General features: G+C 61.1%; 25 protein-coding genes (1 of these 25 only partly in view). 10 read left to right on the forward strand and 15 right to left on the reverse strand.

Features of this window, described 5'->3' with window-relative positions:
* Nucleotides 1–11 precede the first annotated feature (11 nt).
* Together C7U61_RS00355 and C7U61_RS00360 are read right to left on the reverse strand one after the other, a co-directional pair.
* Nucleotides 12–623 (reverse strand): cadmium resistance transporter, encoded by a 612-nt coding sequence (locus C7U61_RS00355; protein WP_106996180.1) that lies wholly within the window; start codon nt 621–623, stop codon nt 12–14.
* 85 nt (nt 624–708) lie between these two features.
* Complete coding sequence (locus C7U61_RS00360; protein ID WP_106996181.1) at nt 709–1,248, reverse strand: SH3 domain-containing protein; 540 nt, start codon at nt 1,246–1,248, stop codon at nt 709–711.
* A gap of 191 nt (nt 1,249–1,439) precedes the next feature.
* On the opposite strand from C7U61_RS00360, the gene C7U61_RS00365 reads away from it, so the two are divergent.
* Together C7U61_RS00365 and murA are read left to right on the forward strand one after the other, a co-directional pair.
* Nucleotides 1,440–2,441, forward strand: coding sequence for a D-glycerate dehydrogenase (locus tag C7U61_RS00365; RefSeq protein WP_106996182.1), 1,002 nt, complete (start codon nt 1,440–1,442; stop codon nt 2,439–2,441).
* A 154-nt stretch (nt 2,442–2,595) separates the two neighbouring features.
* On the forward strand, nt 2,596–3,942 hold the full coding sequence (gene murA, locus C7U61_RS00370; protein ID WP_106996183.1) for a UDP-N-acetylglucosamine 1-carboxyvinyltransferase: 1,347 nt from the start codon (nt 2,596–2,598) through the stop codon (nt 3,940–3,942).
* 154 nt (nt 3,943–4,096) lie between these two features.
* Here the strand turns inward: murA and C7U61_RS00375 are convergent, their stop codons facing one another.
* From C7U61_RS00375 to recF, 3 genes are read right to left on the reverse strand one after another with little or no spacing between them, the layout of a single operon-like run.
* Complete coding sequence (locus C7U61_RS00375; protein ID WP_181315778.1) at nt 4,097–4,567, reverse strand: GNAT family N-acetyltransferase; 471 nt, start codon at nt 4,565–4,567, stop codon at nt 4,097–4,099.
* 5 nt (nt 4,568–4,572) lie between these two features.
* The gene (locus C7U61_RS00380; protein WP_106996185.1) at nt 4,573–5,343 is read right to left on the reverse strand and encodes a molybdopterin-synthase adenylyltransferase MoeB; all 771 of its coding nucleotides are present in this window, start codon (nt 5,341–5,343) and stop codon (nt 4,573–4,575) included.
* A gap of 36 nt (nt 5,344–5,379) precedes the next feature.
* On the reverse strand, nt 5,380–6,507 hold the full coding sequence (gene recF, locus C7U61_RS00385; RefSeq protein WP_106996186.1) for a DNA replication/repair protein RecF: 1,128 nt from the start codon (nt 6,505–6,507) through the stop codon (nt 5,380–5,382).
* A gap of 181 nt (nt 6,508–6,688) precedes the next feature.
* On the opposite strand from recF, the gene C7U61_RS00390 reads away from it, so the two are divergent.
* Complete coding sequence (locus C7U61_RS00390; RefSeq protein ID WP_245410713.1) at nt 6,689–7,492, forward strand: APH(3'') family aminoglycoside O-phosphotransferase; 804 nt, start codon at nt 6,689–6,691, stop codon at nt 7,490–7,492.
* A 90-nt stretch (nt 7,493–7,582) separates the two neighbouring features.
* Here the strand turns inward: C7U61_RS00390 and dnaJ are convergent, their stop codons facing one another.
* The 3 genes from dnaJ to C7U61_RS00405 all read right to left on the reverse strand — a co-directional run bounded on the left by dnaJ (nt 7,583) and on the right by C7U61_RS00405 (nt 13,532).
* Nucleotides 7,583–8,728: a molecular chaperone DnaJ gene (dnaJ, locus tag C7U61_RS00395; RefSeq protein ID WP_106996187.1), complete on the reverse strand. Its 1,146-nt coding sequence runs from the start codon at nt 8,726–8,728 to the stop codon at nt 7,583–7,585.
* 86 nt (nt 8,729–8,814) lie between these two features.
* Nucleotides 8,815–10,734 (reverse strand): molecular chaperone DnaK, encoded by a 1,920-nt coding sequence (dnaK, locus tag C7U61_RS00400; protein ID WP_106996188.1) that lies wholly within the window; start codon nt 10,732–10,734, stop codon nt 8,815–8,817.
* A 404-nt stretch (nt 10,735–11,138) separates the two neighbouring features.
* Entirely contained in the window at nt 11,139–13,532 is a 2,394-nt protein-coding gene (locus C7U61_RS00405) for a transglycosylase domain-containing protein (RefSeq protein WP_106996189.1), read from the reverse strand.
* Between the two features lie 293 nt (nt 13,533–13,825).
* Here C7U61_RS00405 and C7U61_RS00410 point away from each other — a divergent pair, with 293 nt between their 5' ends.
* From C7U61_RS00410 to C7U61_RS00415, 3 genes are all read left to right on the forward strand, one after another.
* Nucleotides 13,826–14,014, forward strand: a complete 189-nt coding sequence (locus C7U61_RS00410) for a hypothetical protein (RefSeq protein ID WP_106996190.1) — start codon at nt 13,826–13,828, stop codon at nt 14,012–14,014.
* A 78-nt stretch (nt 14,015–14,092) separates the two neighbouring features.
* Nucleotides 14,093–14,215: a hypothetical protein gene (locus C7U61_RS19705; RefSeq protein WP_257714005.1), complete on the forward strand. Its 123-nt coding sequence runs from the start codon at nt 14,093–14,095 to the stop codon at nt 14,213–14,215.
* 215 nt (nt 14,216–14,430) lie between these two features.
* Nucleotides 14,431–14,673, forward strand: coding sequence for a DUF982 domain-containing protein (locus C7U61_RS00415; protein WP_106996191.1), 243 nt, complete (start codon nt 14,431–14,433; stop codon nt 14,671–14,673).
* 218 nt (nt 14,674–14,891) lie between these two features.
* Here C7U61_RS00415 and C7U61_RS00420 read toward each other — a convergent pair whose 3' ends face one another.
* A complete protein-coding gene (locus C7U61_RS00420; RefSeq protein WP_106996192.1) occupies nt 14,892–15,767 on the reverse strand; it encodes an SH3 domain-containing protein in 876 nt (291 codons plus the stop codon).
* 412 nt (nt 15,768–16,179) lie between these two features.
* Between C7U61_RS00420 and C7U61_RS00425 the strand changes: the two genes are divergently transcribed.
* The gene (locus tag C7U61_RS00425; RefSeq protein ID WP_146143937.1) at nt 16,180–16,434 is read left to right on the forward strand and encodes a hypothetical protein; all 255 of its coding nucleotides are present in this window, start codon (nt 16,180–16,182) and stop codon (nt 16,432–16,434) included.
* On the opposite strand, the gene C7U61_RS00430 is transcribed toward C7U61_RS00425, so the two are convergent.
* From C7U61_RS00430 to C7U61_RS00445, 4 genes are all read right to left on the reverse strand, one after another.
* Complete coding sequence (locus C7U61_RS00430) at nt 16,431–17,900, reverse strand: efflux transporter outer membrane subunit (RefSeq protein ID WP_106996194.1); 1,470 nt, start codon at nt 17,898–17,900, stop codon at nt 16,431–16,433. The genes C7U61_RS00425 and C7U61_RS00430 overlap by 4 nt on opposite strands.
* Nucleotides 17,901–18,236: 336 nt before the next feature.
* On the reverse strand, nt 18,237–19,193 hold the full coding sequence (locus C7U61_RS00435) for a phosphoribosylaminoimidazolesuccinocarboxamide synthase (protein ID WP_106996880.1): 957 nt from the start codon (nt 19,191–19,193) through the stop codon (nt 18,237–18,239).
* Nucleotides 19,194–19,337: 144 nt separating this feature from the next.
* The gene (locus C7U61_RS00440; protein ID WP_106996195.1) at nt 19,338–20,021 is read right to left on the reverse strand and encodes a phosphoribosyltransferase; all 684 of its coding nucleotides are present in this window, start codon (nt 20,019–20,021) and stop codon (nt 19,338–19,340) included.
* Nucleotides 20,022–20,034: 13 nt separating this feature from the next.
* Nucleotides 20,035–20,835, reverse strand: a complete 801-nt coding sequence (locus C7U61_RS00445) for a pseudouridine synthase (RefSeq protein ID WP_106996196.1) — start codon at nt 20,833–20,835, stop codon at nt 20,035–20,037.
* A gap of 368 nt (nt 20,836–21,203) precedes the next feature.
* Between C7U61_RS00445 and C7U61_RS00450 the strand changes: the two genes are divergently transcribed.
* Complete coding sequence (locus C7U61_RS00450; RefSeq protein WP_106996197.1) at nt 21,204–21,923, forward strand: response regulator; 720 nt, start codon at nt 21,204–21,206, stop codon at nt 21,921–21,923.
* Nucleotides 21,924–21,926: 3 nt separating this feature from the next.
* On the forward strand, nt 21,927–23,279 hold the full coding sequence (locus C7U61_RS00455; RefSeq protein ID WP_106996198.1) for an ATP-binding protein: 1,353 nt from the start codon (nt 21,927–21,929) through the stop codon (nt 23,277–23,279).
* Between the two features lie 323 nt (nt 23,280–23,602).
* On the opposite strand, the gene C7U61_RS00460 is transcribed toward C7U61_RS00455, so the two are convergent.
* Nucleotides 23,603–24,628: an IS110 family transposase gene (locus C7U61_RS00460; RefSeq protein WP_106996199.1), complete on the reverse strand. Its 1,026-nt coding sequence runs from the start codon at nt 24,626–24,628 to the stop codon at nt 23,603–23,605.
* Between the two features lie 79 nt (nt 24,629–24,707).
* Nucleotides 24,708–24,908 (reverse strand): hypothetical protein, encoded by a 201-nt coding sequence (locus C7U61_RS00465; protein WP_106996200.1) that lies wholly within the window; start codon nt 24,906–24,908, stop codon nt 24,708–24,710.
* Nucleotides 24,909–24,956: 48 nt separating this feature from the next.
* Here C7U61_RS00465 and C7U61_RS19330 point away from each other — a divergent pair, with 48 nt between their 5' ends.
* Nucleotides 24,957–24,984 carry the start of a hypothetical protein gene (locus C7U61_RS19330; protein WP_146143938.1) on the forward strand. The gene runs 287 nt beyond the window's last position, so 28 of the gene's 315 nt are visible here — the first part of the coding sequence; its start codon is at nt 24,957–24,959; its stop codon lies beyond the right edge, outside the window.

Raw genomic sequence — 24,984 nt, forward strand, 5'->3', positions numbered from 1 at the left:
GAAAAGGCCCGTCACCGAAAGAGCGCCACGGTTCCCGCCTCATAAAGGATGAGAATGCCGAGCGCGATCAGGATGAAGGGCACGATCCTATGTCCATGTCGCCTTATCGGTGCGCCGAGCTTCGGATGATTGACGAGAGAATGCGCGGCACCCAGCCAGACTGCCGTCAGCACCGTGAAGGTGCAGCCGATGGCTAAAACCTCGTAGGCGGAGCGCGTCGCAAACAGCGGCGTATAGACGCTGATATTGTCGCCGCCATTGGCGATCGTTATCAATGTGATCGCGGCGATGTTTCCATGTCCTGCCGAGGCCTTGGCATGATCTTCCGGATCGTCGTCGGCCTCCATGCCGTTCCAGAGCTCCCACAACCTTCTCAGGCCGAAGTAGATCGGCGCAAGGCCGAGCAGGCCGATATAGGCTGCGGGAATGACGAGCGCGAGCAATGAGGCAATGGCGCTGACGCCGTAAAGAACGCCGATACCGAGATATTGGCCTATGATGATCTGCCGCAATCGGAACTTCGGATCGGCAAAGAAGCCGAGAAGCACGAAAATATCGTCTATGTTCGTCGATGTGAACGTAGCGATTGCAACGCCGAGAACGCCGAGCACATACGCCAACATAGCCGGTCTCCGTTTCTCATACCGGATACATCATTGTGCCGGAAAAGCCGCGACGTCGCTTCTACGTGAAAACGCCGAGGATACGTTACTTGAAGGCTTCGCCGGGGTAGGCGCCCCAGATCTCGGATTGCGCCACCCAGCCCTCTGTGCCGTCGGCGGTGACAAGGCACCAGTCGCCCGTGCATTCCTTGATGCTCATCATCACGCCGGGCTGAAGCTTGGCGATGACGGCGGCGGATGGCTGGGATTCGCGGCGCATGTTGACGAAGACGGCCTTGCCCTTGCCCTTCATCCAGGGAGCGGCAATGGCCGAGCGCTGGCCGGATAGCAGCGACTGGTTGACCCAGCCCTCGGTGCCGTCGGCATCGCGCACGCGCCTCCAGTTATCGTATTCCTGGATGATTTCGACCGGCAGGCCCTGCTTGAGATAGAGCCAGGATACGGCATAATCCGCGCTCGGGCCGATGCGCAGATTGACCCGCTTGGATTTCAGCGTGACGAAGCGCGGCAGCGGCAAGCCGCTCGGCCCCTTGGCAGCCTGGGCTGCCGCAAGATCGGCCGACACGGCGGCCATCATTAGGCCGATTGCGAATATGGCGCAGGATTTCAAGACTCTGCCACGCATGGGGAGTTCCGTTCGTTCGTCATGACAAAGGCGCCATTCCGGCGACCTTTCGCTCCGGTGAGCGGCAAATCCCCGGATCGCGTCAGCGAGTTTTGTTTGTCTTCGCCTGCGGGTCTGGTAGAAATGCCCGGAACGGGAAAATTATCCTGCTTCTTGGTTAAGAACATCTGAACAAGGCATCGCCGCTCGCCATGACGACGAAGAAAAAACCGAAGGTCTACGTCACGCGCAAACTGCCTGACGCGGTGGAGACGCGCATGCGCGAACTCTTCGATGCCGAACTCAACATCGACGATCGTCCGCGCACCAAGGACGAATTGATCGAGGCCGTCCGCTCCGTCGACGTGCTGGTTCCGACGGTCACCGACCGCGTCGATGCCGAGATCATCGAAGAAGCCGGCCCGCAGATGAAGCTGATTGCCAGCTTCTCCAACGGCACGGATCATATCGACATCGAGGCCGCCGCCCGCCGCGGCATCACTGTGACCAACACGCCGAATGTGCTGACCGAAGATACAGCCGACATGACCATGGCGCTCATCCTCGCCGTGCCCCGGCGGCTGGCGGAAGGTGCGCGGGTGCTGACCGACAGCCCCGGCGAATGGGCCGGATGGTCGCCCACCTGGATGCTCGGCCGCCGCATCCACGGCAAGCGCATCGGCATTGTCGGCATGGGGCGGATCGGCACGGCCGTTGCGCGCCGCGCCAAGGCATTCGGCCTTTCGATCCATTATCACAATCGTAAGCGGGTCAACCCGGCGACCGAGGACGAGCTGGAGGCGACCTATTGGGACAGCCTCGACCAGATGCTCGCCCGCGTCGATATCGTCTCGGTCAACTGCCCGTCGACGCCGGCCACCTATCATCTGATCTCCGCCCGCCGCCTGGCGCTGCTGCAGCCAACGAGCTACATCGTCAATACGGCGCGCGGCGATGTCATCGATGAAGCGGCGCTGATCAAGATCCTGCGCGAGGGCAAGATCGCCGGCGCCGGCCTCGACGTGTTCGAGAACGAACCGGCCGTCAATCCGAAGCTGGTGAAACTCGCCAATGAGGGCAAGGTGGTCATCCTGCCGCATATGAGTTCGGCGACGCTCGAGGGCCGCATCGACATGGGCGACAAGGTGATCATCAACATCCGCACCTTCATCGACGGCCATCGCCCGCCCAACCGCGTGCTGCCGTTTCGATAAGCGAATCATCCTGATTCGCCAGCAGAAACACGGCTGAACACCCGGCTGAACACCCGGCTGCAAATTTGATCTCATTTCTCTCTGACCGGTCATGGGCATGTCACAAAGCCGGCCCAGAGGTGACCGCAAACACAAATCAGGAAGGGCGGAAATCATGGCGCGGGCGCTGCCGCATGAGCGGATTCAATATGTGGTCGAGGGCGGCTTCAAGCTGTCGGGAGAGATCGAACCGAGCGGCAACAAGAATGCCGCATTGCCGATCATCGCCGCATCGCTTCTGACTGATCAGCGCGTCGAACTCAGCAACGTCCCGCGCATCCGCGATGTCGAGGCATTGGTGGAACTGATCCAGTCCGTCGGCGCCAAGGTGCGTTGGCTCGGCCGCAATGAGCTCGAAATCGAAGCGCGAGAACTTAGACCGGCCAATCTCGATCCCGATCTCTGCGCCCGCATCCGCGCCTCCATCCTGCTTGCCGGCCCGATGCTGGCACGCTGTGGCGAGATTACCTTGCCGCCGCCCGGCGGCGACGTCATCGGCCGTCGGCGTGTCGATACGCATTTCCTGGCGCTGGAACAGCTCGGCGCCAAGATCGAGGTCAACAGCGTCTACAGCTTCCGCACCGAAGGGCTGCGCGGCGCGGACGTCTTCCTTGATGAACCCTCCGTCACGGCGACGGAAAATGCGCTCTGCGCTGCCGTGTTCGCCGAGGGGACGACGATCCTGCGCAATTGCGCTTCCGAGCCGCATGTTCAGGATCTCGCCCGCTTCCTGATTGCCATGGGCGCCCGAATCGAAGGCGTCGGCACCAATATGATGACCATTCACGGGGGCCAGCGGCTGAGCGGTGCGTCGCATCGTATCGGCCCCGATCATAACGAAGTCGGCTCGCTGATCGGCCTTGCCGCCGTCACCGGCTCTGAAATCACCATCCGCCGTGCCGGCGTCGAGCATCTGCGCTCCACCCTGATGACCTTCGAGCGCCTGGGCATCCGCTGCCAGATCGACGGCGACGATCTCATCATCCGCTCCGGTCAGGAGATGAAGATCCAGCCTGATTTCGGGGGCCATATTCCGAAGATCGAAGATCAGCCCTGGCCGGCCTTTCCGGCCGACACCATGTCGATCGCTATCGTCACCGCCACGCAGTGCGACGGCGTCGTGCTGATGTTCGAGAAAATGTTCGAAAGCCGCATGTTCTTTGTCGACAAGCTGATCGCCATGGGCGCTCGCATCGTGTTGTGCGACCCACATCGCGCCATCGTCGCTGGTCCTTCGAAGCTGCGGGCCGCCCAGCTTGAAAGCCCTGACATTCGCGCCGGTATGGCGATGCTGATCGCGGCGATGTGCGCCGAGGGCACGAGCGTCATCAACAATGCCCAGCAGATCGAGCGCGGGTATGAGCGCATCGAGGAGCGGCTGAATGCCATGGGTGCCCGCATTACCCGCATTCCGCCGCGCACCCCTTCTCCCTTCGGGGAGAAGGTGCCGGCAGGCGGATGAGGGGGCCTGCCAAGAGCACGAAAATCCATGAATTCAAATCGAAAACCCCTCATCCGACCCTTCGGGCCACCTTCTCCCCGCTGGAGAGAAGGAGCTTCCGGTGCTCATCCGACCCATATGCGACTGTCCCACTATTTCGGCGTGAGAAAGGCTATTAGGCAATCGCCTTGCGCATCTCGATCGATGTCGTCCGATCGAAACCAGCGTGGCGATTTTCGGCCGCCTTGCGAAAGCCCCATGCGGCAAAGGTAGCATGGTTGTCGACCAGCTCAATCCGCGTTTCCAGCCGCAACGCCTTGAGGCCAAGCTCTCGCGCCGTTGTCTCGGCCAGGCCCAGCAGTCGCTTGCCGATACCTTTACCCTGTGCCGCCGGCAGCACGGCGAGCTTGCCGACATATAAGCTCTCTGCCTCCGGCCGGCAGAAAATGCAGCCGACTAACTGTTCGCCATAGAGTGCCACATAAGCGATCTCGCTAAACGCCTTCGTTTTAAGCGTCTCCGCCGTCAGCGCCAGCGCTGAGGAGGGCGGATCGATGCGTCCGTTCATATAGGCAAAGGATGTTAGGATGAGATCCAGCAACACATCCCAGCGATCGAAGCCGTCATCGAGGCGACGAAGCGTAATATCCTTCATTCGGCGGCGACCCGGGGACGTTTACGGCGATAGCGCACCGTTTCGAAGCGCGAGGACAACCCGTCATAGAGCAGCAGGCGGCCGATCAGCGGCTCGCCGATGCCTGTGATAAGCTTGATCGCCTCCATCGCCATTAGCGTGCCGATGACCCCTGTCAATGCGCCGATGATTCCCGCTTCCGCGCAACTGGGAATGAGGCCTTCCGGCGGTGGGGCGGGAAAGAGATCGCGATAGCGCGGATTGAGGTTGCCATCCGCATCGCTTTCATACGGCTTCAATGTCGTCACGGACCCATCGAATCTGCCGACTGCGCCGGTCACCAGCGGCAGATGCGCTGCCTCTGTCGCGTCGGCTGCGGCGTAGCGCGTGTCGAAATTGTCGGAGCCGTCGAGGACGAGATCGAAATCGGCAAGGTGCCGTGCAGCGGTGTCGAGGCTGAACCGCTCCTCGAAGCGGATGATGCGCACATGCGGGTTCAGCCGGGCGATAGCATCTGCCGCACTCTGCGCCTTCATCTCGCCGATCGTGCCCGTATCGTGAATGACCTGCCGCTGCAGGTTGGACAGCGAAACGCGATCGTCGTCGGCAATGCCGAGCGTGCCGACGCCGGCGGCGGCGAGATATTGCAGCACCGGCGCACCAAGGCCGCCGGCTCCGATGACAAGCACGCGGGCCGCCTTCAATTTTTGCTGGCCGGCGCCGCCGACCTCCGGCAGAAGGATATGGCGGTGATAACGGGCGATTTCGTCTGAGGTCAAAGCATCCATGCGCTGGAGTCTAGCACAATCGCGGCGAAGGAGGCGCTAGGATTTCGTAATGCCGCCATGCGCCACGGTAAAGAATTGCGCCCGCTCGCCAAGGGCCGAGAACATGGATTTATCCGTGCCGGTCATGAAGGCCTGCCCACCGAGTCCGTCAATGAGATCGAAGAGGGCTGCACGCCGTCCCTCGTCGAGATGCGCGGCGATTTCGTCAAGCAGGAGGATCGGCGCATAGCCCGTCAGGTTGCCGACAAGGCGTGCATGGGCAAGGATGAGCCCGACGAGCAAAGCTTTCTGCTCGCCGGTGGAGCAGCGCTCCGCCTCCATGTCCTTCTCGCGATGCCGCACCAGAAGATCGGCTCGGTGCGGTCCGTCCAGCGTCCGACCGGCAGCCGCGTCACGGTAACGCCCCTCGCGCAACATATCGGCATAGGCATCTTCCAGATCGACGGCCGGGCGATCGAACTGCCCCTCAAGGAAGCCGGAAAGCTCGAGCGCCGCCGAGGGGAAGGGCGTCCCCTCGCGCGTTTCGGCGATCAGCCGCGAGAGAAGGCCGAGCATTTCCTGCCGCGCGATCGCCATGGCGATGCCGAGGCTCGCCATCTGCTCTTCGATGCCGCCGAGCCAGGATGGATCGAACCGGCTTTCGGACAAAAGCTTGTTGCGGCTGCGCATGGCGCGCTCGAAATCGCTGGCGCGGCGGCCATGAGCGGGATCGAGCGATAGGACCAGCCGATCCAGGAAGCGGCGACGCTCGGAGGAGCCGCCGGTGAAGAGACCGTCCATCGCCGGCGTCAGCCAGAGGACGCGCAGATGATCGGTCAGTTCGTCGACCGTCTTGGCTGGCGTACCGTTGATTCGCAGCCTGCGAGCGGTCGATTCGTCCACCGTGTCGATGCCGGTGCCGATTTCGACGCCGCCGTCCATGCCTTCGAGCTCGGCGAAGATCGAAAATCCTCCGGGCGCATTGACCCGAGTGACATCGGCATAGGCAGCGCGGCGCAGGCCGCGGCCGGGCGAAAGCAGCGAAACCGCCTCCATGAGGTTGGTCTTGCCCGCGCCGTTGTCGCCGGTCAGCACCACGTGCCGCTCGTCAAGCGCCAGCGCCGCCGCCGCATAGTTGCGGAAGTCGGTGAGCTTGAGGCGCGAGATGGAAACCTTGTTCGGCATGGGTCCTTGGGAATCTCAGTCAGTGGCCGAGGGGTATGCCGAACACCGCGCAAGTGCAAGGTTTTTGCCGCTTTTCTCCGTTTTCGACGAAAGCGTGATGGCTGCAATCGGGCTCTGGCACTCACGGACCACGCTCCCTATATCGCCATGCTCCGGGAAGTTTAGGATTAAAGGGCATCAATTGAAATTTGCAAAGACGATCCTCCCGCATACGCACGGCAATTGGACACGCGTGAAGGCCGGCGAATCGGGTGATCTTGTCTATCGACGTGAGGACGGTCTCGCCTATGCGAAAATTGCATCGTCAGTCCGGTCGGCCGATCTTGCCGGCGAGCGCGATCGGTTGCTTTGGCTGCACGGCAAGGGTATCGGCGTGCCTGAAGTCATTGACTGGCGCGAGGCGGAGGAAGGCGCATGCCTGATCATGACTGCAATTCCCGGCGTACCGGCGGTCGATCTGGATGGAGATACGCTGCTGAAGGCCTGGCCATCGATGACGCGGCAATTGAAATCTCTTCACGAGCTACCGATCGATCGATGCCCCTTCGATCGCGGCCTGTCGCTGATGTTCGCAAAGGCAGCGGATGTGGTCTCGCGCGATGCTGTGAACCAGGATTTCCTGCCGCCGGAAGATCACAAAAGGCCAGCCCGCGAACTGCTTGATCGCGTCGAGCGCGATCTGCCGCTTCGGTTCGATCAGGAGGTCACCGATAGGGTTCTCTGTCATGGCGATGCCTGCATGCCGAACTTCATGGTCGATCCGCATAGCCTGCAATGCACTGGCTTGATCGATCTCGGTCGGGCAGGGAAGGCGGATCGCTATGTCGATCTCTCGCTGATGATTGCCAACTCCGAGGAGAGCTGGGCGACGCCCGAACAAGGCGAACGAGCCTTTTCGATCCTCTTCGAAACCCTGGAAATCGCCGAACCGGATCGCGAACGTCTCGCCTTCTATCTCCGGCTCGATCCCCTGACCTGGGGCTGATTCGCGGGTGACCGGTGATTCGCCTGCGAAAACAAAAAATCCGACCGAATCATCGGCCGGATTCATGTGAAACATCGTTGGCTTCGCCAATCAGTCGCTGAACGTATCGAAGAAATCCTTCATGCGGGCAAAGAAGCCGGTCGATTCCGGATTATTGTCCTTCGAAGAGATCTGCTCGAATTCCTGCAGCAGTTCGCGCTGACGCTTGGTCAGCTTCTGCGGCGTCTCGATCTGGATCTGGATATAGAGATCGCCGACCTGGCTGGAGCGCAGCACCGGCATGCCCTTGCCCTTCAGGCGGAACTGTTTGCCGACTTGGGTTCCCTCGGGAACGCTGACGCGCGATTTGGTGCCGTCGAGCGTCGCCACATCGAATGTGCCGCCGAGCGCTGCCGTCGTCATCGAGATTGGCACCGCACAATAGAGGTCGGCGCCGTCCCGCTGGAAGAACTCATGCGGTTTGACGGAGAGGAAGATATAGAGATCGCCCGAGGGGCCGCCGCGAAGGCCTGCTTCGCCTTCGCCCTGCAGACGAATGCGCGTGCCGTCTTCGATGCCGGACGGAATGTTGACGGAGAGCGAACGCTCTTCCGTCACCCGGCCCTGGCCATGACACTTGGTGCACGGGTCGGGAATGATCTGGCCGCGGCCATGGCAGGTCGGGCAGGTGCGCTCGACGGAGAAGAAGCCCTGCGCGGCGCGGACGCGGCCTGAACCCTGGCAGGTGCCGCAGGTCTTCGGCTGTGTACCGGGCTTGGCGCCCGAGCCGGAACAGACGTCGCAGGTGATCGAGGTCGGAACGCGAATCTGCGCGGTCTTGCCGCTGAAGGCTTCCTCCAGCGAGATTTCCATATTGTAGCGAAGATCGGCGCCCCGTTCGCGGCCGCCGGACGAGCGACCGCGCGAGCGTCCGCCACCCATCATCTCGCCGAAAATATCCTCGAAAATATCGGAGAAGCCGCCGCCGCCAAACCCGGCGCCGAAGCCGCCACCGCCGCCCATGCCGCCATGCTCGAAAGCGGCATGGCCGTAGCGGTCATAGGCTGCGCGCTTTTGCGGGTCCTTGAGCGTTTCGTAGGCCTCATTGATTTCCTTGAACTTCCGCTCGGCATTGCTGTCGTCCGGATTCTTGTCCGGATGATATTGCATTGCCAGCTTGCGAAAGGCGCTTTTCAGCTCTTTCTCGTCCGCCGTCCTGGAGACGCCCAACGTCTCGTAAAAATCCGCTTTTGCCATATTAAGGATTAGAACCCCGGAAATGGATTTCCGGCTGCCTGAAGGCAGCCGGATCTAAGTTTCCTCGAGAACCTTTCGGTTCGCGCTTATGCAGACCGCTTGTGGTCGCCTTCGTCCTTGATTTCCTCGTAGTCGGCATCGACGACATCATCCTTGCCGCCTGCTGCCGAGGCATCGCCCGAAGCCGCTTCCGCCTGTTGCGATTCATAGATCGCCTGGCCGAGCTTCATGGAAACTTCCATGAGCGTCTGGGTCTTGGCCTTGATGTCTTCGGCATCCGGCTCGGAAGCTTCGGTTGCCGCCTTCAGCGCTGCGATCGCGTCGGAAATCGCGGTGCGATCGGCTTCGCTGACCTTGTCGCCGTAATCCTTCAGCGACTTCTCGCTCGAGTGGATCAGGCTTTCGGCCTGGTTCTTGGCTTCGACACCTTCGCGGCGCTTCTTGTCTTCAGCAGCGTGGGCTTCGGCATCCTTGACCATCTTTTCGATGTCGGCATCGGAAAGACCGCCGGAAGCCTGGATGCGGATCTGCTGTTCCTTGCCCGTGCCCTTGTCCTTGGCCGAAACCTGGACGATGCCGTTGGCGTCGATATCGAAGGTGACTTCGATCTGCGGAACACCGCGCGGAGCCGGCGGCAGGCCGACGAGGTCGAACTGGCCGAGCAGCTTGTTGTCGGCAGCCATTTCACGCTCGCCCTGCGAAACGCGGATGGTCACGGCCGACTGGTTGTCTTCGGCGGTAGAGAATGTCTGCGACTTCTTCGTCGGGATCGTCGTGTTGCGCTCGATCAGACGGGTGAAGACGCCGCCGAGCGTTTCGATGCCGAGAGACAGCGGGGTCACATCGAGCAGCAGGACGTCCTTGACGTCGCCCTGCAGAACGCCGGCCTGGATGGCGGCGCCGAGAGCGACGACTTCATCCGGGTTGACGCCCTTGTGCGGCTCCTTGCCGAACAGCTGCTTGACGACTTCCTGTACCTTCGGCATGCGGCTCATGCCGCCGACGAGAACGACTTCGTCGATTTCAGCGGCGGTGACGCCGGCATCCTTGAGCGCCGCCTTGCACGGAGCGATGGTGCGCTGGACGAGATCGTCGACCAGGCTTTCCAGCTTGGCGCGGGTCAGCTTCAGCATCAGGTGCTTCGGACCGGTAGCGTCTGCCGTGATGAAGGGCAGGTTGATTTCGGTCTGCTGCGAGGAGGACAGTTCGATCTTGGCCTTTTCGGCAGCTTCCTTGAGGCGCTGCAGAGCGAGCTTGTCGCCCTTGAGGTCGATGCCGTTATCCTTCTTGAACTCGGCAACGAGGTATTCGACAAGACGCATGTCGAAGTCTTCACCGCCGAGGAAGGTGTCGCCGTTGGTCGACTTCACTTCGAAGACGCCGTCGCCGATTTCGAGGATGGAGATATCGAAGGTACCGCCGCCAAGGTCGTAAACGGCGATGGTCTTGCCGTCCTTCTTGTCGAGGCCGTAAGCAAGGGCCGCAGCCGTCGGCTCGTTGATGATACGCAGAACTTCAAGACCGGCGATCTTGCCGGCATCCTTGGTTGCCTGGCGCTGCGCGTCGTTGAAGTATGCGGGAACGGTGATAACAGCCTTGTCGACCTTTTCGCCGAGATAGGATTCGGCGGTTTCCTTCATCTTCTGAAGGATCATTGCGGAAATCTGGGCGGGCGAATAGCCCTTGCCGTTGGCTTCGACCCAGGCGTCGCCATTGTCGCCCCGAACGATGTTGAAGGGAACAAGGTGCTTGTCCTTCTCGACGGTCGGATCTTCGTAGCGGCGGCCGATCAGGCGCTTGACAGCGAAGAGGGTATTTGTGGGGTTGGTGACAGCCTGGCGCTTGGCCGGCTGGCCGACGAGACGTTCACCATCGTCGGTGAAGGCAACCATGGAGGGGGTGGTCCGGGCGCCTTCGGCATTTTCGATCACTTTCGCGTCCTTACCGTCCATGACGGCGACGCAGGAATTTGTCGTTCCAAGGTCGATACCAATTACTTTTGCCATGTCATTCTCTCCTTGAAGCAAGCTATCGGAACCCCTGTCAGGCATTCCATTGACAGCCCCTTACGGGATGGTCTTGAGGATTGCGCAGCCATGACTGCGGTGATGCCGCGTATATAAGTAGCGGTTTTACTGACTGCAAGGCAGGAAATGGCCTGAAATCCAGCAAAACAAATGGTTTGTCGCCCAAATTCCGCACGGCCCCTTATGCGCCAGGGGCCGGCGGATTTGACGCGACCGCGTATCAGAGCAGCCTTGCCGCGGCCATGCAAGCGTCTCCTGCATAATTCCTTAAATCGGGGACCGATTCAGGGATAAAATCATGCAGCAGATCTGAACGTCCTAACCCGCCTTATATGGCGCGCAGCGTTGTGGGCCAAAATCGCGATTTCATCGGCCCGCAATATTTATCGGCCCAGGATGACGTCGAGCAGCGACGAGCGGTGCGGGCGTGCGGTGGCGACCGGCGCGCCGCCATCTCCGACATCGGCGGGCGGTATATCGCTGTCATACCGGTCGGAACTGTAGGGATTGGGGTCGTCGGCCAGATTCGCCGGCGGCAGGTCCTGCGGGTCGTCGTTTGCGGAGACCTGGTTGACGATCTGCGGCTGGATCGGCTGTTGCGATGGCCTTTGCTGCAAGGTCGGCTGCTGAATCGGCTGCCCGCCATCGGCCACACCGGAGATAATATTGCCGATGGTGGTCGGCTGGTCGCTGCTCGGCCCCGTCTGCGCCATCGGCAGGCCGTTGTCGATGATCTGGCCGCCGCCGAAGATCGGTGTCGGCGTTATGCCCTTGTGGGCGGCAACCATGAATTCCTTCCATGCCTTGGCCGGCAGGCCGCCGCCGGTCACCTTGCGCATCGACTTGCCGTCGTCATTGCCGAACCAGACGCCTGTTGTCAGATGGCTGGTGAAGCCGACGAATAGCGCATCGCGGAAGGATTGCGTCGTGCCCGACTTGCCGGCGGCCTGCCAGCCGGGAATGCGCGCCGCCTTGCCGGTGCCGTTGGCGATGACGCCGGCCATCATGGCGTTCATATTCGCGACGATGTCCGGGTTGAGCACGCGCTCAGGATTGTCGGTATTGGCCTGGTAGAGCACCTTGCCGGATGCGGTCGTTACCTTGGTGATGACATGCGGCGCCACCTTGAAGCCGCCGTTCATGAAGGTGGCATAGGCGGAGGTGAGCTCCAGCAGCGACACCTCGGAGGTGCCTAACGCGATCGAGGCATTGGCCTGCAGGTCCGATTCGATGCCGAGTCTGCGGGCGACCTTGATGACCTGATCCGGTCCGACTTCGGCGACGAGCTCGGCGGCAACCGTGTTCAGCGATTTCGCGACGGCGGTGGCAAGCGTCACGGGGCCGCTGTAGCGCTGCTCGTAGTTCTCAGGGGCCCAATTGCCGATCTTGACCGGCATGTCGTTGCGGATCGAGTTGGGCGTCAGGCCCATTTCGAGTGCCGCGGTGTAGACGAATGGCTTGAAGGCGGATCCGGGCTGACGCTTGGCGGTGACTGCGCGGTTGAACTGGCTCTGTGCATAGTCGCGGCCGCCGACCAGCGCGCGGATGGCGCCCGTTGCATCGACGGAAACGAGCGAGGCCTGCGATGCGTTGAGCTTTTTGCCTTCCTTTTCGAGCACGTCGCTCAGCGCTTTCTCCGCCTTCTCCTCCAGCGACATGTCGAGCGTGGTGTCGACGATCAGGTCTTCCTTGACATCGCCGCCGATCAGCTTCGGTAGCTGATCCATGACCATGTCGGCGACATAGTTCTCTGCGCCGCTCCAATAGCTCTTCGACCGGGTCGGCGGCTGCGCCATCGCCGTCTTGATGTCGGATTCGCTGATGAAGCCCTGTTCGTGCATCGCCTGCAGCACCAGCTGGGCACGCGCCTCGGCGGCGGCAGGATCGCGGGCTGGCGACAGCCTTGAGGGCGCCTTGACGAGGCCGGCGAGCATCGCCGCCTCGCCGAGATTGACGTCCTTGGCCGACTTGTTGAAATAACGCCGCGAGGCGGCCTCGACGCCATAGGCGTTGGAGCCGAAATAGACGCGGTTCAGGTACATCGTCAGGATCTGGTCCTTGGTGTACTTGTGCTCCAGCCACAGCGCCAGCAGCACTTCCTGCACCTTGCGCTCCAGCGTGCGGTCCGGCGACAGGAAAAGGTTCTTGGCAAGCTGCTGCGTCAGCGTCGAGCCGCCCTGGACGGCGTGTCCGGTCACCACGTTCGTTACGACGGCGCGGGCAAGGCCGATCGGATCGAAGCCGAAATGCGAGTAGAAGCGCCGATCTTCGATCGCGACGATGGCCTCGGGAATATAGGGTGACATCTCGCTCAGCGATACGGCTTCGCCGCCCGTGGTGCCGCGATTGGCGATCAGGGTTCCATCGAGACCGTTGATCTTGACGTTCGGGGGCCGGTCGGGAATGGACCATGTGCTCGCACTCGGCATGCGCGAGCCGTAATAGGCGACAAGTCCGGCAAGACCGATACCGGCCCAGAGGCAGAGCACGAGGCTCCAATAGATCGTTGAACGGATGAAACCGAAGAAGCCGCGTCGCGGCCGCGCGCGCCGGGCCGGCTTGCGGCGGCTCCGGGTGCGGCGAGGCTTTTCGACCACGGGTTCTTCCTCGTCGTCCTCGTCCTCTTCGTCGTCGGGTTCCGGCTCCCGATAGTATTTCTTCGCAGACCGCCCGCTGCCGACGATGCGTTCGCCCGCGTTGAATCCGTCATCGGTACGTTCCCGGCCGTTGGAAAAGGATGGTTCTATCCTCTGGCGTGATTTTCTCTTATCTGCCATTGCCGGCCGGTTGTACCTCGGTGCCCAGTGTTTCCAAGTCTTCTATCAGGCCGATCGCAGCGGCGGTAGCGATCTTTCCAGTGAGCGATCGAGATAAGGCAATCCGCCTTGGTTCGTGCGCCTCCCGCGAAGACATCAGTCCCGCCTGAACTGTAAATGCGGCGATTTAAGGAGGGATTAAGAACATTCCGATCCGCAATGGCGGCGAACTCGCCTGCGCCCGCCGAGGAGGCATAAGGAACTTTTCACTACCCTGAGCATTATCCCCTCATAAAAACAAAGAGGGTGAGCCCATGACTTCATTGCTGAAGATAGAGAAAGGTGAAGAGAGCAAGTTACGCGAGGTCTGGAGCGTTGAGGATTTTGTCCGGCGCCACCGGATATGCAAGGAGGAGGAGGCCCGGCTGAAAAAGCTGTTTGGCGATTTTGCAACGAAGCAGGAACTGCTCTCCAACGCGCAACGGCCGCCCCAATTTCGTTGAAATGAAGTGGTTGGCCAGGCGCGATGTTCATCGTGAGCTGCTGCGGCCGAACGGGGCGCAGTAGAGGAGGCTAGGCCAATGTGGAAACGTTTCGAACTGTGGCTCGTGGACCAGATCGACCGGATATTCGGCCTTGAGCGGCTTGCCCGCCGTGCCGGCTTCTCTCCGGACGAGGCAAGACGGATCGCACGTGAAAAGTAGATCCCCAGCGGCTTGAGGTACGGTACGCGCTGGGTGCCCTCTTTCTAAAGGACGACCGTATTTACCTTCGGGCCCCCCGAAGAGACCGCGTCGATACTCGGCGCAATAAGCGATCTTCCATATTTTCGAATGGTCTGATCAAGGTTATAGTACCGTCATGTGGCCGCCCTGGCGGGCGGTTCCAAGCAATTGGTAACGCGTGAGGAGGAGTGTTCATGCGACACATCAAATGGAGCAATCCCATCGAGATCGGATTTGCTCAGGATACGTTCCAGGTCGTGACAGGTCCTTCCGAGGCCCTCAACTGCATGGCCAATCTATGGCCCGACCGCCGCGGCCCCCTCTATGTAGCGGCAAGAAGTCTATGCCGCGCGGCCATCGATGGTCGCAAGTCGGCCGAAGAAGCACGCGAGATGTTCATTTCTGCGACACGGGAAGCGCGTCTGAAGATGCATTGAAGCATCCGGTGCAATTGCGGCTTAGACGTTCAATTGCGAACCGGCGAGCGCGGTCGTCACCGAGATTTTTGGGCGTGCGCTCTTCCATGAAAGCATCTCCTCAATGCGGCTCCAGAATGGTGGGCGCATTCTTCCCGGAGGCGACGCGCGTCACAAAAGGCCGGCAACTTTCAAAGCCGCCGGCCTTTTTTACTTTTGAGACGGCCGCAGGCCTGCGGTCAGCGGTTCGAACCCCTCACGGACATCCGGCAATTTGGCTCCGACGCCGGGCATGGATCCCGGTGATCGGGGCTGTAGGGGCCTGGCTGGGCTGCGTTCGGCCGCGGATTGCTCTGTTGCGGCTGCGGTTGAGCCTGCTGAGGCTGAGCTTGGGGCGGTTGGTGCTGCGGTTCCGGGCGTGGACGGTTGTCCGGGCGGTTGTTATCGCGCGGGCGGTCCGGCCGGCTACCCCAGTCCTGATTGTTGTCCGGGCGCTGTCTGCCCCAATCGCCATTGCCATCCCGCTGGCCGTCCCAATCGCGGTTGCGGCCGGGGCGGCGATCCCAATTGCGGTCCTGTCCGTCATTCCAGTCCCGATTGCGATCACGACGACGATCCCAGTTGCCATCCTGATCGTCATTCCAGTTGGAGCCGCGATCCCAGCCTGGGGAGCCACGGTCCCAGCCGCTGTCGGGGCGCCGATCGACCCACCCCGGGCCGCGGCGCCAGCGGTCGCGATCGCGGTAGAAATCGCGGCCGCGGTAATAGCGGCCCCAATAGTCGTCGAGATTGAAGACCACCGTCGGAATACCGAGGGGCCGGTAATATTGCCGGTCGACATAGATGCGGCGTGACTGATAAGTCGCCTGGATATAACGGCCTGCCACCCATCCGCGGCCGCCATAGAAGGAGACATCGCACCACGGTGTATCGTTGAGGCAACCGTTGATCTGAAGGGGCGCGCCGACGGGGATCATCGTGACAGCGGGATAGGCCGTACTTGGGCCAGACCGCATGTTGACGTTTGCCGTAGCAAAGCCTTCCGCCGCTTCCGCAATGGCGGGCAGCGCCACAAGCGCTGTCAGAAGACTCGCCGCAAGGATCTTGAATTTCATAAGCTACTCTCCCTTTCGCGCACTTCGCCGCCCCGACGCGTGTCCACTGTAACGCGCCTACCCCGGCGCTCCTTCGTAGATTTGCCAATTCCGGCAAGATAAAAGCTTCCCTGCACGGGATCTGATAGGAATCTCCAGTGCCGCTTCAATCTCTGCATGTGTTGTAGACCCATCTGCATGAATACAGCTTGAACGCGTCAGTTTGAACCGAAAAGGCGTATGGCTTCCGATAAAGGCGGCAGGGCTGCTTCGAAAGCTTTTTCGGCAGAAGCGGGAAAGCGGCCTTGAAATTGCCACCTTGCCCTCTCATATAGTCTTCAGTCATGCAGCCGATGGGCGCTGGCGCGCTGGAAAGCGAGCCGTTTCGTCTGTTAATATCATGAAAGTGGCGTTAACTCTTCGTTGACCTTTCATGATCAATCTGGTTGCAGTTCCGCCCTTGCCTTTGACCACGGATGTACTGGCACTGATGAGAAGGCGGATGGCGAAAGGCCGGGTCATTCCGGCCTTTTTTGTTTTCTGGCGATGGCGTGTTCCTGCGGAAGCGGTGCGCGCCATTTTCATTTTCGCCATTTTCTTGAGCACAAAAGAAAACCGCCGCAAATTCTGCGGCGGTTTTCAAGTTCAAGCGGCAAGGCCGGGCATAACGCCGGGGCAATATGCTTAGTTCGCCTTCTTGGCTGCAACCTTGATGATCTCGGCTTTCCCCCTGGTCGGTCCAGCGGCCACGATCGCCTTATCGGCTGGGACATAGCCTGCGCCGATGTTGACGTTCAGCGAGATGTAGTCGATAGCGCTCTGCTGAATGGCTTGTGCCAGGCTTTGCTGGGCAGCGGTCACGTTGCGCTGTGCGTCGAGAACGTCGAGCAGCGAGGATGCACCGTCCTTGTAGCTTGCCGTCGAGAGCTGCAGGGCTTCCTGGTAGGATTTGACCTGAGCCTGCAACGCAGCCACCGTCTGTGCGTCACGGGCGACTGCCGAGAGAGCGTTTTCGACGTCTTCGATCGCCGAGCGAACCTTCTGCTGCCAGACGATATATTGTTCGCGGCTTGCCGATTCAGCGTTCTTGACGCCGGCGCGCAGGGCACCGCCATCGAAGATCGGCAGGTTCAGCGAAGGGCCGAAGGACCAGGTGGTGAGGCCGCCGCTTGCAGCGGAGGTATGGATATAGGTCGGCGAAATCGAGCCGCTCAGCGTGATCGACGGAAGGAGCTTGGCTTCTGCTACGCCGATCTCGGCTGTGGCGGCTGCAAGCTGGCGCTCTGCGACGCGAATATCGGGACGGTTGCGGATGAGGTCGGCCGGAACGCCGGTGCGGACGCTGCCGCGGAAGATCGGCTGTCTGCCGTTGCCCTGCATCTGCGCGATGATCGTCGAAGAAGGAACGTTGAGCAGCGTCGCGATGTGGTGAACCTGCTGGCGATATTGAATCTCGTAGCCAGGTACCAGCGCCAGCGTCTGGTTGACGAGGCCTTCGGCCTGCACCACGTCGAGGCGGGAAGCCGCGCCGGCTTCGAGCTGGAACTTGGTCAGCGAAAGAGTATCGCGCCGCGACTTCAGGTTTTCCTGCGCGATCGAGATGAGCCGCTGGTAATAGCGGGCATTGACATAGCTGTTGGCGAGATCCTGCAAATATGTCAGGCGTGCAACGTCGACACTGGAATAGGCGGCGTCGAGCGAAGCATTGGCGCTTTCCGTGGCGCGGCGATACTGGCCCCAGAGGTCGAGCAGCCAGGAGGCCGAAGCAGTGCCCGTCGTTGTATTCCGTCGGCCACTGGAATTGGATACTCTCGAGCCGCCCTTCTGGCCGCTGGTCGTATTGTCACCCAACACGGTGAGGCTCGGGAGACCGCCTGCACCTGCCGTGACGACGGCAGCTTCCGCCTGGTTGATGCGTTCCAGCGACTGCTGAATGTTCAAGTTCTGGGCCAGTCCTTGTGCGGCGAAGGCATTCAGCTTGGCGTCGCCGAAAGCGGTCCACCATTGCGAGCCGGCGATATCGCCGTTCGCCTTCGTACCACCCTCCGAGAATTTGGCCGGGAGAGGCATTTCCGGTGGCTTATGGTCTGGGCCGCTGACGCAACCTGCCAAAACAAGCAGCAGGGCGGGGGCGGCAGTACGAATGGAAACCATCACATTGTCCCACAATTCAATTTACTGATCAGTGTTTTTCGGGATCGGCTTGATCCCATATGCCGGCGCTCCAGTCTTACGCAACACAAACAACGACCCGAAGCAGTCGGCGTCAATCTAGCAATGAGTTTTGCAATAGCACAGTGGCTTTTACGAATTCTCGGCTGCGAACATATGTGGGATCGGCCGAAATATCAGCTTGCCGGTAAAAAAAATCTGAAGTGTTGCAAAAAACATACCCTCACATCCGCAATCAAGGGATGTGAATAGCGCAAAACTCCATCTCCACCGCAACTTACGGGAAGTTGCAGCGTGCCGATTTAGCAAAACGACCGTTCAGACGGTCTCCGAAGGGAAATAGCGGGCGAGGCTTGCGCGAACCCGGTCACGCGGTGTTGCGCCGCGATCGTCAGGCAGGAAAGACGTACCTGTGATCGCCTCGAAGGCGCGGACATAGACCTTGGACGTCTGTTCGACAAGCTCGCTTGGGATATCCGGAATCTCATCCTTGTAGGGATCGCAGCGCTCCGTAACCCAGGCGCGCACGAAGTCCTTGTCAAAGCTTTCCGGGCGCATGCCCTTTTCGAAGCGCTCCTGATAGCTGTCGGCCAGCCAATAGCGGCTGCTGTCGGGCGTGTGGATCTCGTCGGCGAGAATGATGGTGCCGTTGTCGTCGGTCCCGAATTCATATTTGGTATCGACGAGGATCAGCCCCCGCTTGCGGGCGATTTCCTGCCCCCGTGCGAACAGGGCAAGGGCGTAGTCCGATAGCGTCTGCCATTGGTCTTGCGTCAGAAGCCCACCCTCCACGATCTGCTTCGGCGTCAGCGGCTCGTCGTGACCGCCGTCGAATTCCTTGCTCGTCGGCGTGATGATCGGCTTCGGCAGGATCTGGTTGTCGCGCATGCCGTCGGGCAGCGCGATCCCGTACATCTCGCGCTGACCCTTCTTGTAGAGCGTCAGGATCGAGGTGCCTGTGGTGCCGGCAAGATAGCCGCGAACGACGACCTCGACGGGCAGGATATTCAGCCGCTTGCCGACGACCACGTTCGGGTCGGGGTAGTTGATCACGTGGTTGGGGCAGATGTCGCGCGTCTGCTCGAACCAGTAGCGGGCGGTCTGCGTCAGCACCTGACCCTTGTAGGGAATGCAGGTGAGGATGCGGTCGAAGGCGCTCAAACGGTCGGTGCTGATGATGATGCGGCTGCCGTCGGGCAGATCGTAATTCTCGCGCACCTTACCGCGATAGTAGTTGGGCAATTCCGGAAAATGGGCTTCGGAGAGAATTCGCAACGTGTCCACCAACAGGCTCGCGCATCCGCCCGACGGATGCTTCTTGAGCGGACCCTTAGCCTATTGCGGCCAGAAGCGGAACGGTTTTCACATATATAATATGCAATTTGCTTTCCACCGCATGGCTGTAACGGCAAAATGCGGTCAGCTCGGTCGGGAACGCCAGCCGCTTCCGCTCCATTCGAGAATAGGCGTCGAAAACACGCCGATGATTTTTTCGCTCCATCGCTTGTCGCCCAGATCGACACGATCCCGCCACCGATCTGATTGCAGCATCGCCGCACCGATCACGACAGGCTCGATGCCGCAAGACATCAAAAGAGAAAGTCCTGCAACGATCGAGGCGCCGCTGGAGATCACGTCATCGATCAGCGCGACGCGCTTTCCTTCCAGCAGCGGCAGCATGCGCGGGTCTATGTAAAGACGCTTCTCCTGGTCCGGCGTGGTGATGGAGGAGAGTGGGATCGACAGCTCCTCGCGATACCAGAACTTACGCGATGTTCCGAGCGGCACGTAGCGAGCATGGCCGAGTGCGCGGGCCACTCCCGCCGCCAGAGTGAGACCGAGAGTCGGCAATCCGGCCACGACATCGATATCATGTGCTGCCATTCGTTTCGCAAGCGTCTCCGCGAGAGCGTCCAGTACGGTGAAGCTCGCCTGATTGACGATCAGCGATGCGAGCGCGTGTCCGCCATCTGGGAGCACGCGGATCGGCAGTTGCAATTGCCGCCCGTCCGGCAGGTCGGCTACATGGAAATCCGTACGCTCCGCCACTGGGTCGAAGGTGCCGGGTGCATGCAGTTCCTGCCAAAAGTCGTGAGGTTGCATCGCACTCAGCCCTCTATCGATTGACTTTCGTTCCGGCGCGCCGGTGCAAGCTCAGAATTTCGGCCTCGGTCAAGGCACGCACGCCGCCCTTCGGCAGATCGCCCAGTGCGATATCGCCAAAGGCAACGCGCACGAGCCGCAGGCATTCGATGCCAAGCGCCTCCAGCATGCGCCGGATCTGGCGATTGCGCCCCTCCTTCAGTTCCACCTCGATCCAGCTGTTGCGGTCGCCGCTGCGCAGCAGCCGGGCGGAGCTTGCGGTCAAGAGTTCACCGTCGTCGACGATGCCACGCTCCATGCGCGCCAGCTGTTCCGGGTCCATGATGCGGTCGACCTGCACATGATAGGCCTTGCCAACATGGCTGACGGGATCGAGCAGGGCCTGCGCCAGTACCGTGTCATTGGTGAAGAGCAGCAATCCCTCGCTCGCCTTGTCCAGGCGGCCGACGGGCGCGAGATGGCGGGCATCGATCTCCCGCAGGCAATCATAAACAGTCGGCCGTCCTTCGGGATCGTCGCGCGTCGTCACCAACCCGCGCGGTTTGTTCAGCATGAAATAGAGCTTCTTCTCGGCTGATATTTCCATGCCGTCGACCGCGAATTTCGAATGTTCCAAATCGACCCAGGTCGCGGGATCGGAAACTCTGCGGCCGTCGACGGTCACGCGGCCGGCCGCGATCAGCGCCTCCGCCTGGGTGCGGGAGCAATAGCCAAGCTTGGAAAGCGCCCGCGGCAACGTCACGCGTTTGCCTTCCGGTTCCTGGGTGTGCCTTGCCGCCTTGCCGGATCTCTGCGGTGATTGCCTTTGGCTCAACCGTCCTGCCTCATGCGCGTGTTTTCCTGACCCGACATTCCCGTCGGTGAAGCTCAATCCTTTCGCACAGCGGCGAATAGGACGCAAACCCGCATTGTCGAAAAGAGGCTGAAGGATGGGCTGTTTGAAAAAAAGCAGACAGGGCTCGCATTTCACGGGATGCGAGCCCTGTCGCGGACCGGAGCGGGCGATGGGGTCGGGTCGACGGCAAGGAAGCTGCCGACATCCGCTCCGGAGGGATCCGGTTGAGAAGAAACTGCATTGCGTCTTTTGCTGGGATTTTTCAAGAAACGGGAAATTTGTTACAGTTTGTAACGCCGGTCGTTTCCCTGTTGCCAACACCGCCTCTCGCCCCGCATGGAAGAGCCATGGTTTCCGCATCGCTGCTTCTGGTCGAAGACGACCGCGAGATTAGGGCGCTCCTGGAGGAGTTCCTGAGCCGCGAAGGTTTTTCAGTTCAGGCCGCCGACAGTGCGGCGGCGATGGACCGCATTCTGTCCAAGGGCTTTCCGGATCTGATCATTCTCGATCTGATGCTGCCGGGGGAGGACGGCCTCTCGGCATGCCGCCGCATCCGCACCCGCAGCAAGGTGCCTATCCTGATGCTGACGGCCAAGACCGAAGATATCGATCGCATTCTCGGCCTAGAAATGGGCGCCGACGATTATCTCGGCAAGCCTTTCAATCCGCGCGAACTCCTGGCGCGCATCCGCGCCATTCTCCGTCGCTCCGGGCCGGAGCGGCCGGAAGATGCCGGCATCCCGTCGCGGCGCAAGAGCTTCGCAGGGCTGACCGTCGATCTCGACGGTCGCTTGATCGAGATGGATGGCGAGCGCGTCGTACATCTGACGACGGCCGAGTTCGATCTGCTGGTCTGTTTCCTCGAAAGACCGCGCCGCGTGCTGTCGCGCGAGCAATTGCTCGACTGGACGCGCGGCCGTGGCGCCGATCCCTTCGATCGCACCATTGACGTCACGGTCTCCCGCCTGCGCACCAAGCTCGGCCATTGCCTGCCCGATGGTGCTCAGGTCATCACCACCGTGCGTAATGCCGGCTATCTCCTCACAATGGACGTGAAGGATGTTTGAACCATGCTGAAACTCGGTCTGGTGGCCCGCATCATCATGATCGTCGCCGTGGCGCTGTTCATCATTCAGCTTGCCGCCTTTGCGGCCGCGCAGCTGAAGCCGGATACGCCGTTCAATCCGGAATTGTCGCCCGCCAAACAGGTGAAGACCGCGATCCGTCTTCTCGATGCCATTCCGCCCGAGGCGCAGCAGGCGGCCGTGCGGGCGCTGAATGCCAATGGCCTGGCGATCCGTCTGGCTGATCCGCCGGCGCCGGGCCGGAAGGAGGAGGCGGCTAATCTGACGCTTACCGACAAGCTCGCCCGCGAGTTTGCGGCAATCGCGCTCGGCAACCGCTATTTCAGCATGCGCTCGCTTTCCGAAAAGCCGCAGGGCTGGTTCTCCGTCGGTGCACCGGACAGGATCGTGGAAGTGTCGATCGGAATTGCCGGCGGCAAGATCGCTGTCTTCAACCTGCCCGACACGCCGACGGTGCGATTGAACGGCATTCCCATCGGCCTCATTGCCGGCATTCTCGGCATGTTGGTCGCCGTCATCGCCATCGCCGCCGTCGCGCGGGAAACCCGGCCCCTGACGCGCCTGTCGCGCACCGTCAACGCCATCGGCAATGGCCTGCAGCCGGTTCATATTCCGGAAAGGGGCGCCTGCGAACTGCGCATGCTGATCAAGGCGATCAACGCCATGCAATTGCGCATTGCCGCGCTCGTCGGCAACCGCACCCTCATCCTCGGAGCGATCTCACACGATCTGAGGACCTACCTCACTCGTTTCCGTCTGCGCATGGAAATGATGCCGGAAACGCCCCACCGCGAGCGGGCGATCGCCGACGTCGAGGCCATGCAGCGGCTGGTGGAGGATGCGCTTGGCTTTGCCCGCAGCACCGTCGTCTCGGACGGCAAGACGATTGTCGATCTCGACGCGGCAATTCGGGGTCACCTCGCCGAGCGGCAGGACGGGCAGGGCCTGGTGGGTTTCATGCCAATCGGGCAGCCGATTGCCGTCGCGATGACGGAGACCGCTCTCGTACGAGTGCTTGACAATCTCATGGACAATGCGCTGCGCTATGGGGGCCGGGCCGATATTGCCGTCGAGCGCCGTGGCGATCACGGCGCCATCGTCGTTGGAGATCGCGGACCGGGCATTCCCGCGGAGCGGCGCAAGGAAGTCCTCGAACCCTTCGTGCGGCTGGAGGAATCACGCAACCGCGATCTCGGAGGCAGCGGGCTTGGCTTGGCGATCGTCCGCCAGATTCTCGATGCGCATGGCGGCACGCTCTGTCTGGAAGATCGCGAAGGAGGCGGATTGAACGCCGTTGTCCTCTTGCCGCCGACGGTGATGGAAAGAAAAGCAGCTTGAAATCGGTGCGCCCATCAGCCAATCGCACGGGTGCGCGATCGCCTCTTTGCCTGGAGCGACCTGTTCAATGGCATGTATGGACGGCCTCCGCGTGGCAAGGGGCAAGTTGGTGTTTCTGACGGATTGGTCGGGTGCAGGCATGTATTCGGCCTTTGAATGCGACGTGTTCATGCCGCTGGCCCTGATGTAGTCCGCGGATCGGATCCCAGACAGGTCAACGCGCTTTCAAGCGGCACCCACTGATCGGGTTTGTCCGACCCCGGCTCGACCGTTCGCCATCACGCCATCAGCACCTCACCAGTTTCTGCATCCTCTGTGAGCATTCAAACGGCGGCGGTCGCCTCAAAGCGCCTGCCCGTCGTCATTAACGCCCAGACGATCCGCGCTATCTTGTTTGCCAAAGCAACAGCGACGACGTTGTACGGCTTCTTCGCCAGAAGCTCGGCAGCCCAACGCGTCGGCGCCGTTTTGCCGTTCCGGCTGAAGCGGAGGACCGCGTGCGCCCCGACGACGAGAAGCCGGCGGAGATAAGGGTCGCCTTGTTTGCTGATCCTTCCGAGGCGGTCCTTGCCACCCGATGAGTTTTGCCGCGGCACCAGGCCTATCCATGCCGCCAGTTGTCGGCCGGATTTGAAGAGCGACGCGTCGGTCACCGTTGCGGCAATTGCGCTGGCAGTGATCGGGCCAATTCCAGGGATCGCCTCAAGGCGGCGGCTCAGTTCGTTCGAGCGATGCCAAGCATGAATTTGGCGATCCAACTCGCTGACTTTCTCGTGCACCTCCCGCAACTGCCCGATCAGTGGAAGAAGCGCGGACCGCGCAAGCGGCGGGATCAGATCGTGATCATCGTCGTCGACCAACGCCATCAGCATTCCGACGCCGGCAAGGCCCTGTCGCGTTACGATGCCGAACTCCGCCAAGTGGCCGCGCAAGGCGTTCACCAGCATTGTCCGCTGCCGGATCAAAAGCTCGCGGACCCGGTGCAGCATCAGCACGCCCTGTTGCTCCTCGCTCTTCACTGGAACAAAGCGCATCGTCGGCCGCGTCACCGCCTCGCAAATCGCCTCAGCATCCGTGGCGTCATTCTTCTGCCGCTTCACGTATGGCTTGACGTAAGATGCCGGCATCAGCCGAACCTCGTGACCCAGCGCCATAAGAACCCGAGCCCAGTGGTGTCCAGTCGCGCATGCCTCGATTCCGATCAGGCATGGCGGCAATGCTTTGAAGAATCCAACGACATCGTCGCGGCGCAGCTTGCGGCGGCACACGATCGCGCCAGCACCATTGATCCCGTGAACCTGAAATACGTGCTTGGCGATATCCAGACCAACTGTGGTAATCTTCTCCATGGACGGCTCTCCCTTATGTGACTTTCGACAGCCACACTTTGGCACATTGCGATGCCGGGAGCGGAGGCCGTCCACCACATCAGGTCAGGAATCTTTGCAGCTCTTGCCGGTTCAGGACGATACCGGCGGCTGCTTTCTGCGGATCGGGATGCGTATAGGTAAAGCTCGGCAGGTCGGGCAGATCCAACGCCTGGCGCATGCTCATGATACCGAGCGCGCGGCGGCCACTGGCGCTGTCGAAGCTGACTTCGATGATGCTTTCCGGTCTTGTTGTATGCATTGTTTCCTCCCTTCTCTTATATCTGGCCTGAACCATAGCAGAAACATCATGGAAAATCTCGGTTTTTCTAAGGCTT

The organism is Rhizobium sp. JAB6, assembly GCF_003024605.1.
Classification (GTDB): Bacteria; Pseudomonadota; Alphaproteobacteria; order Rhizobiales; family Rhizobiaceae; genus Rhizobium.

Excerpts from the sequence above, each read along its gene's own strand:
- C7U61_RS00355 (WP_106996180.1), bottom strand. The coding sequence starts at position 623 with ATGTTGGCGTATGTGCTCGGCGTTCTCGGCGTTGCAATCGCTACGTTC.
- C7U61_RS00360 (WP_106996181.1), bottom strand. The coding sequence starts at position 1,248 with ATGCGTGGCAGAGTCTTGAAATCCTGCGCCATATTCGCAATCGGCCTA.
- C7U61_RS00365 (WP_106996182.1), top strand. The coding sequence starts at position 1,440 with ATGACGACGAAGAAAAAACCGAAGGTCTACGTCACGCGCAAACTGCCT.
- murA (WP_106996183.1), top strand. The coding sequence starts at position 2,596 with ATGGCGCGGGCGCTGCCGCATGAGCGGATTCAATATGTGGTCGAGGGC.
- C7U61_RS00380 (WP_106996185.1), bottom strand. The coding sequence starts at position 5,343 with ATGGATGCTTTGACCTCAGACGAAATCGCCCGTTATCACCGCCATATC.
- recF (WP_106996186.1), bottom strand. The coding sequence starts at position 6,507 with ATGCCGAACAAGGTTTCCATCTCGCGCCTCAAGCTCACCGACTTCCGC.
- dnaJ (WP_106996187.1), bottom strand. The coding sequence starts at position 8,728 with ATGGCAAAAGCGGATTTTTACGAGACGTTGGGCGTCTCCAGGACGGCG.
- dnaK (WP_106996188.1), bottom strand. The coding sequence starts at position 10,734 with ATGGCAAAAGTAATTGGTATCGACCTTGGAACGACAAATTCCTGCGTC.
- C7U61_RS00405 (WP_106996189.1), bottom strand. The coding sequence starts at position 13,532 with ATGGCAGATAAGAGAAAATCACGCCAGAGGATAGAACCATCCTTTTCC.
- C7U61_RS00410 (WP_106996190.1), top strand. The coding sequence starts at position 13,826 with ATGACTTCATTGCTGAAGATAGAGAAAGGTGAAGAGAGCAAGTTACGC.
- C7U61_RS19705 (WP_257714005.1), top strand. The coding sequence starts at position 14,093 with ATGTGGAAACGTTTCGAACTGTGGCTCGTGGACCAGATCGACCGGATA.
- C7U61_RS00415 (WP_106996191.1), top strand. The coding sequence starts at position 14,431 with ATGCGACACATCAAATGGAGCAATCCCATCGAGATCGGATTTGCTCAG.
- C7U61_RS00420 (WP_106996192.1), bottom strand. The coding sequence starts at position 15,767 with ATGAAATTCAAGATCCTTGCGGCGAGTCTTCTGACAGCGCTTGTGGCG.
- C7U61_RS00425 (WP_146143937.1), top strand. The coding sequence starts at position 16,180 with ATGATCAATCTGGTTGCAGTTCCGCCCTTGCCTTTGACCACGGATGTA.
- C7U61_RS00430 (WP_106996194.1), bottom strand. The coding sequence starts at position 17,900 with ATGGTTTCCATTCGTACTGCCGCCCCCGCCCTGCTGCTTGTTTTGGCA.
- C7U61_RS00440 (WP_106996195.1), bottom strand. The coding sequence starts at position 20,021 with ATGCAACCTCACGACTTTTGGCAGGAACTGCATGCACCCGGCACCTTC.
- C7U61_RS00450 (WP_106996197.1), top strand. The coding sequence starts at position 21,204 with ATGGTTTCCGCATCGCTGCTTCTGGTCGAAGACGACCGCGAGATTAGG.
- C7U61_RS00455 (WP_106996198.1), top strand. The coding sequence starts at position 21,927 with ATGCTGAAACTCGGTCTGGTGGCCCGCATCATCATGATCGTCGCCGTG.
- C7U61_RS00460 (WP_106996199.1), bottom strand. The coding sequence starts at position 24,628 with ATGGAGAAGATTACCACAGTTGGTCTGGATATCGCCAAGCACGTATTT.
- C7U61_RS00465 (WP_106996200.1), bottom strand. The coding sequence starts at position 24,908 with ATGCATACAACAAGACCGGAAAGCATCATCGAAGTCAGCTTCGACAGC.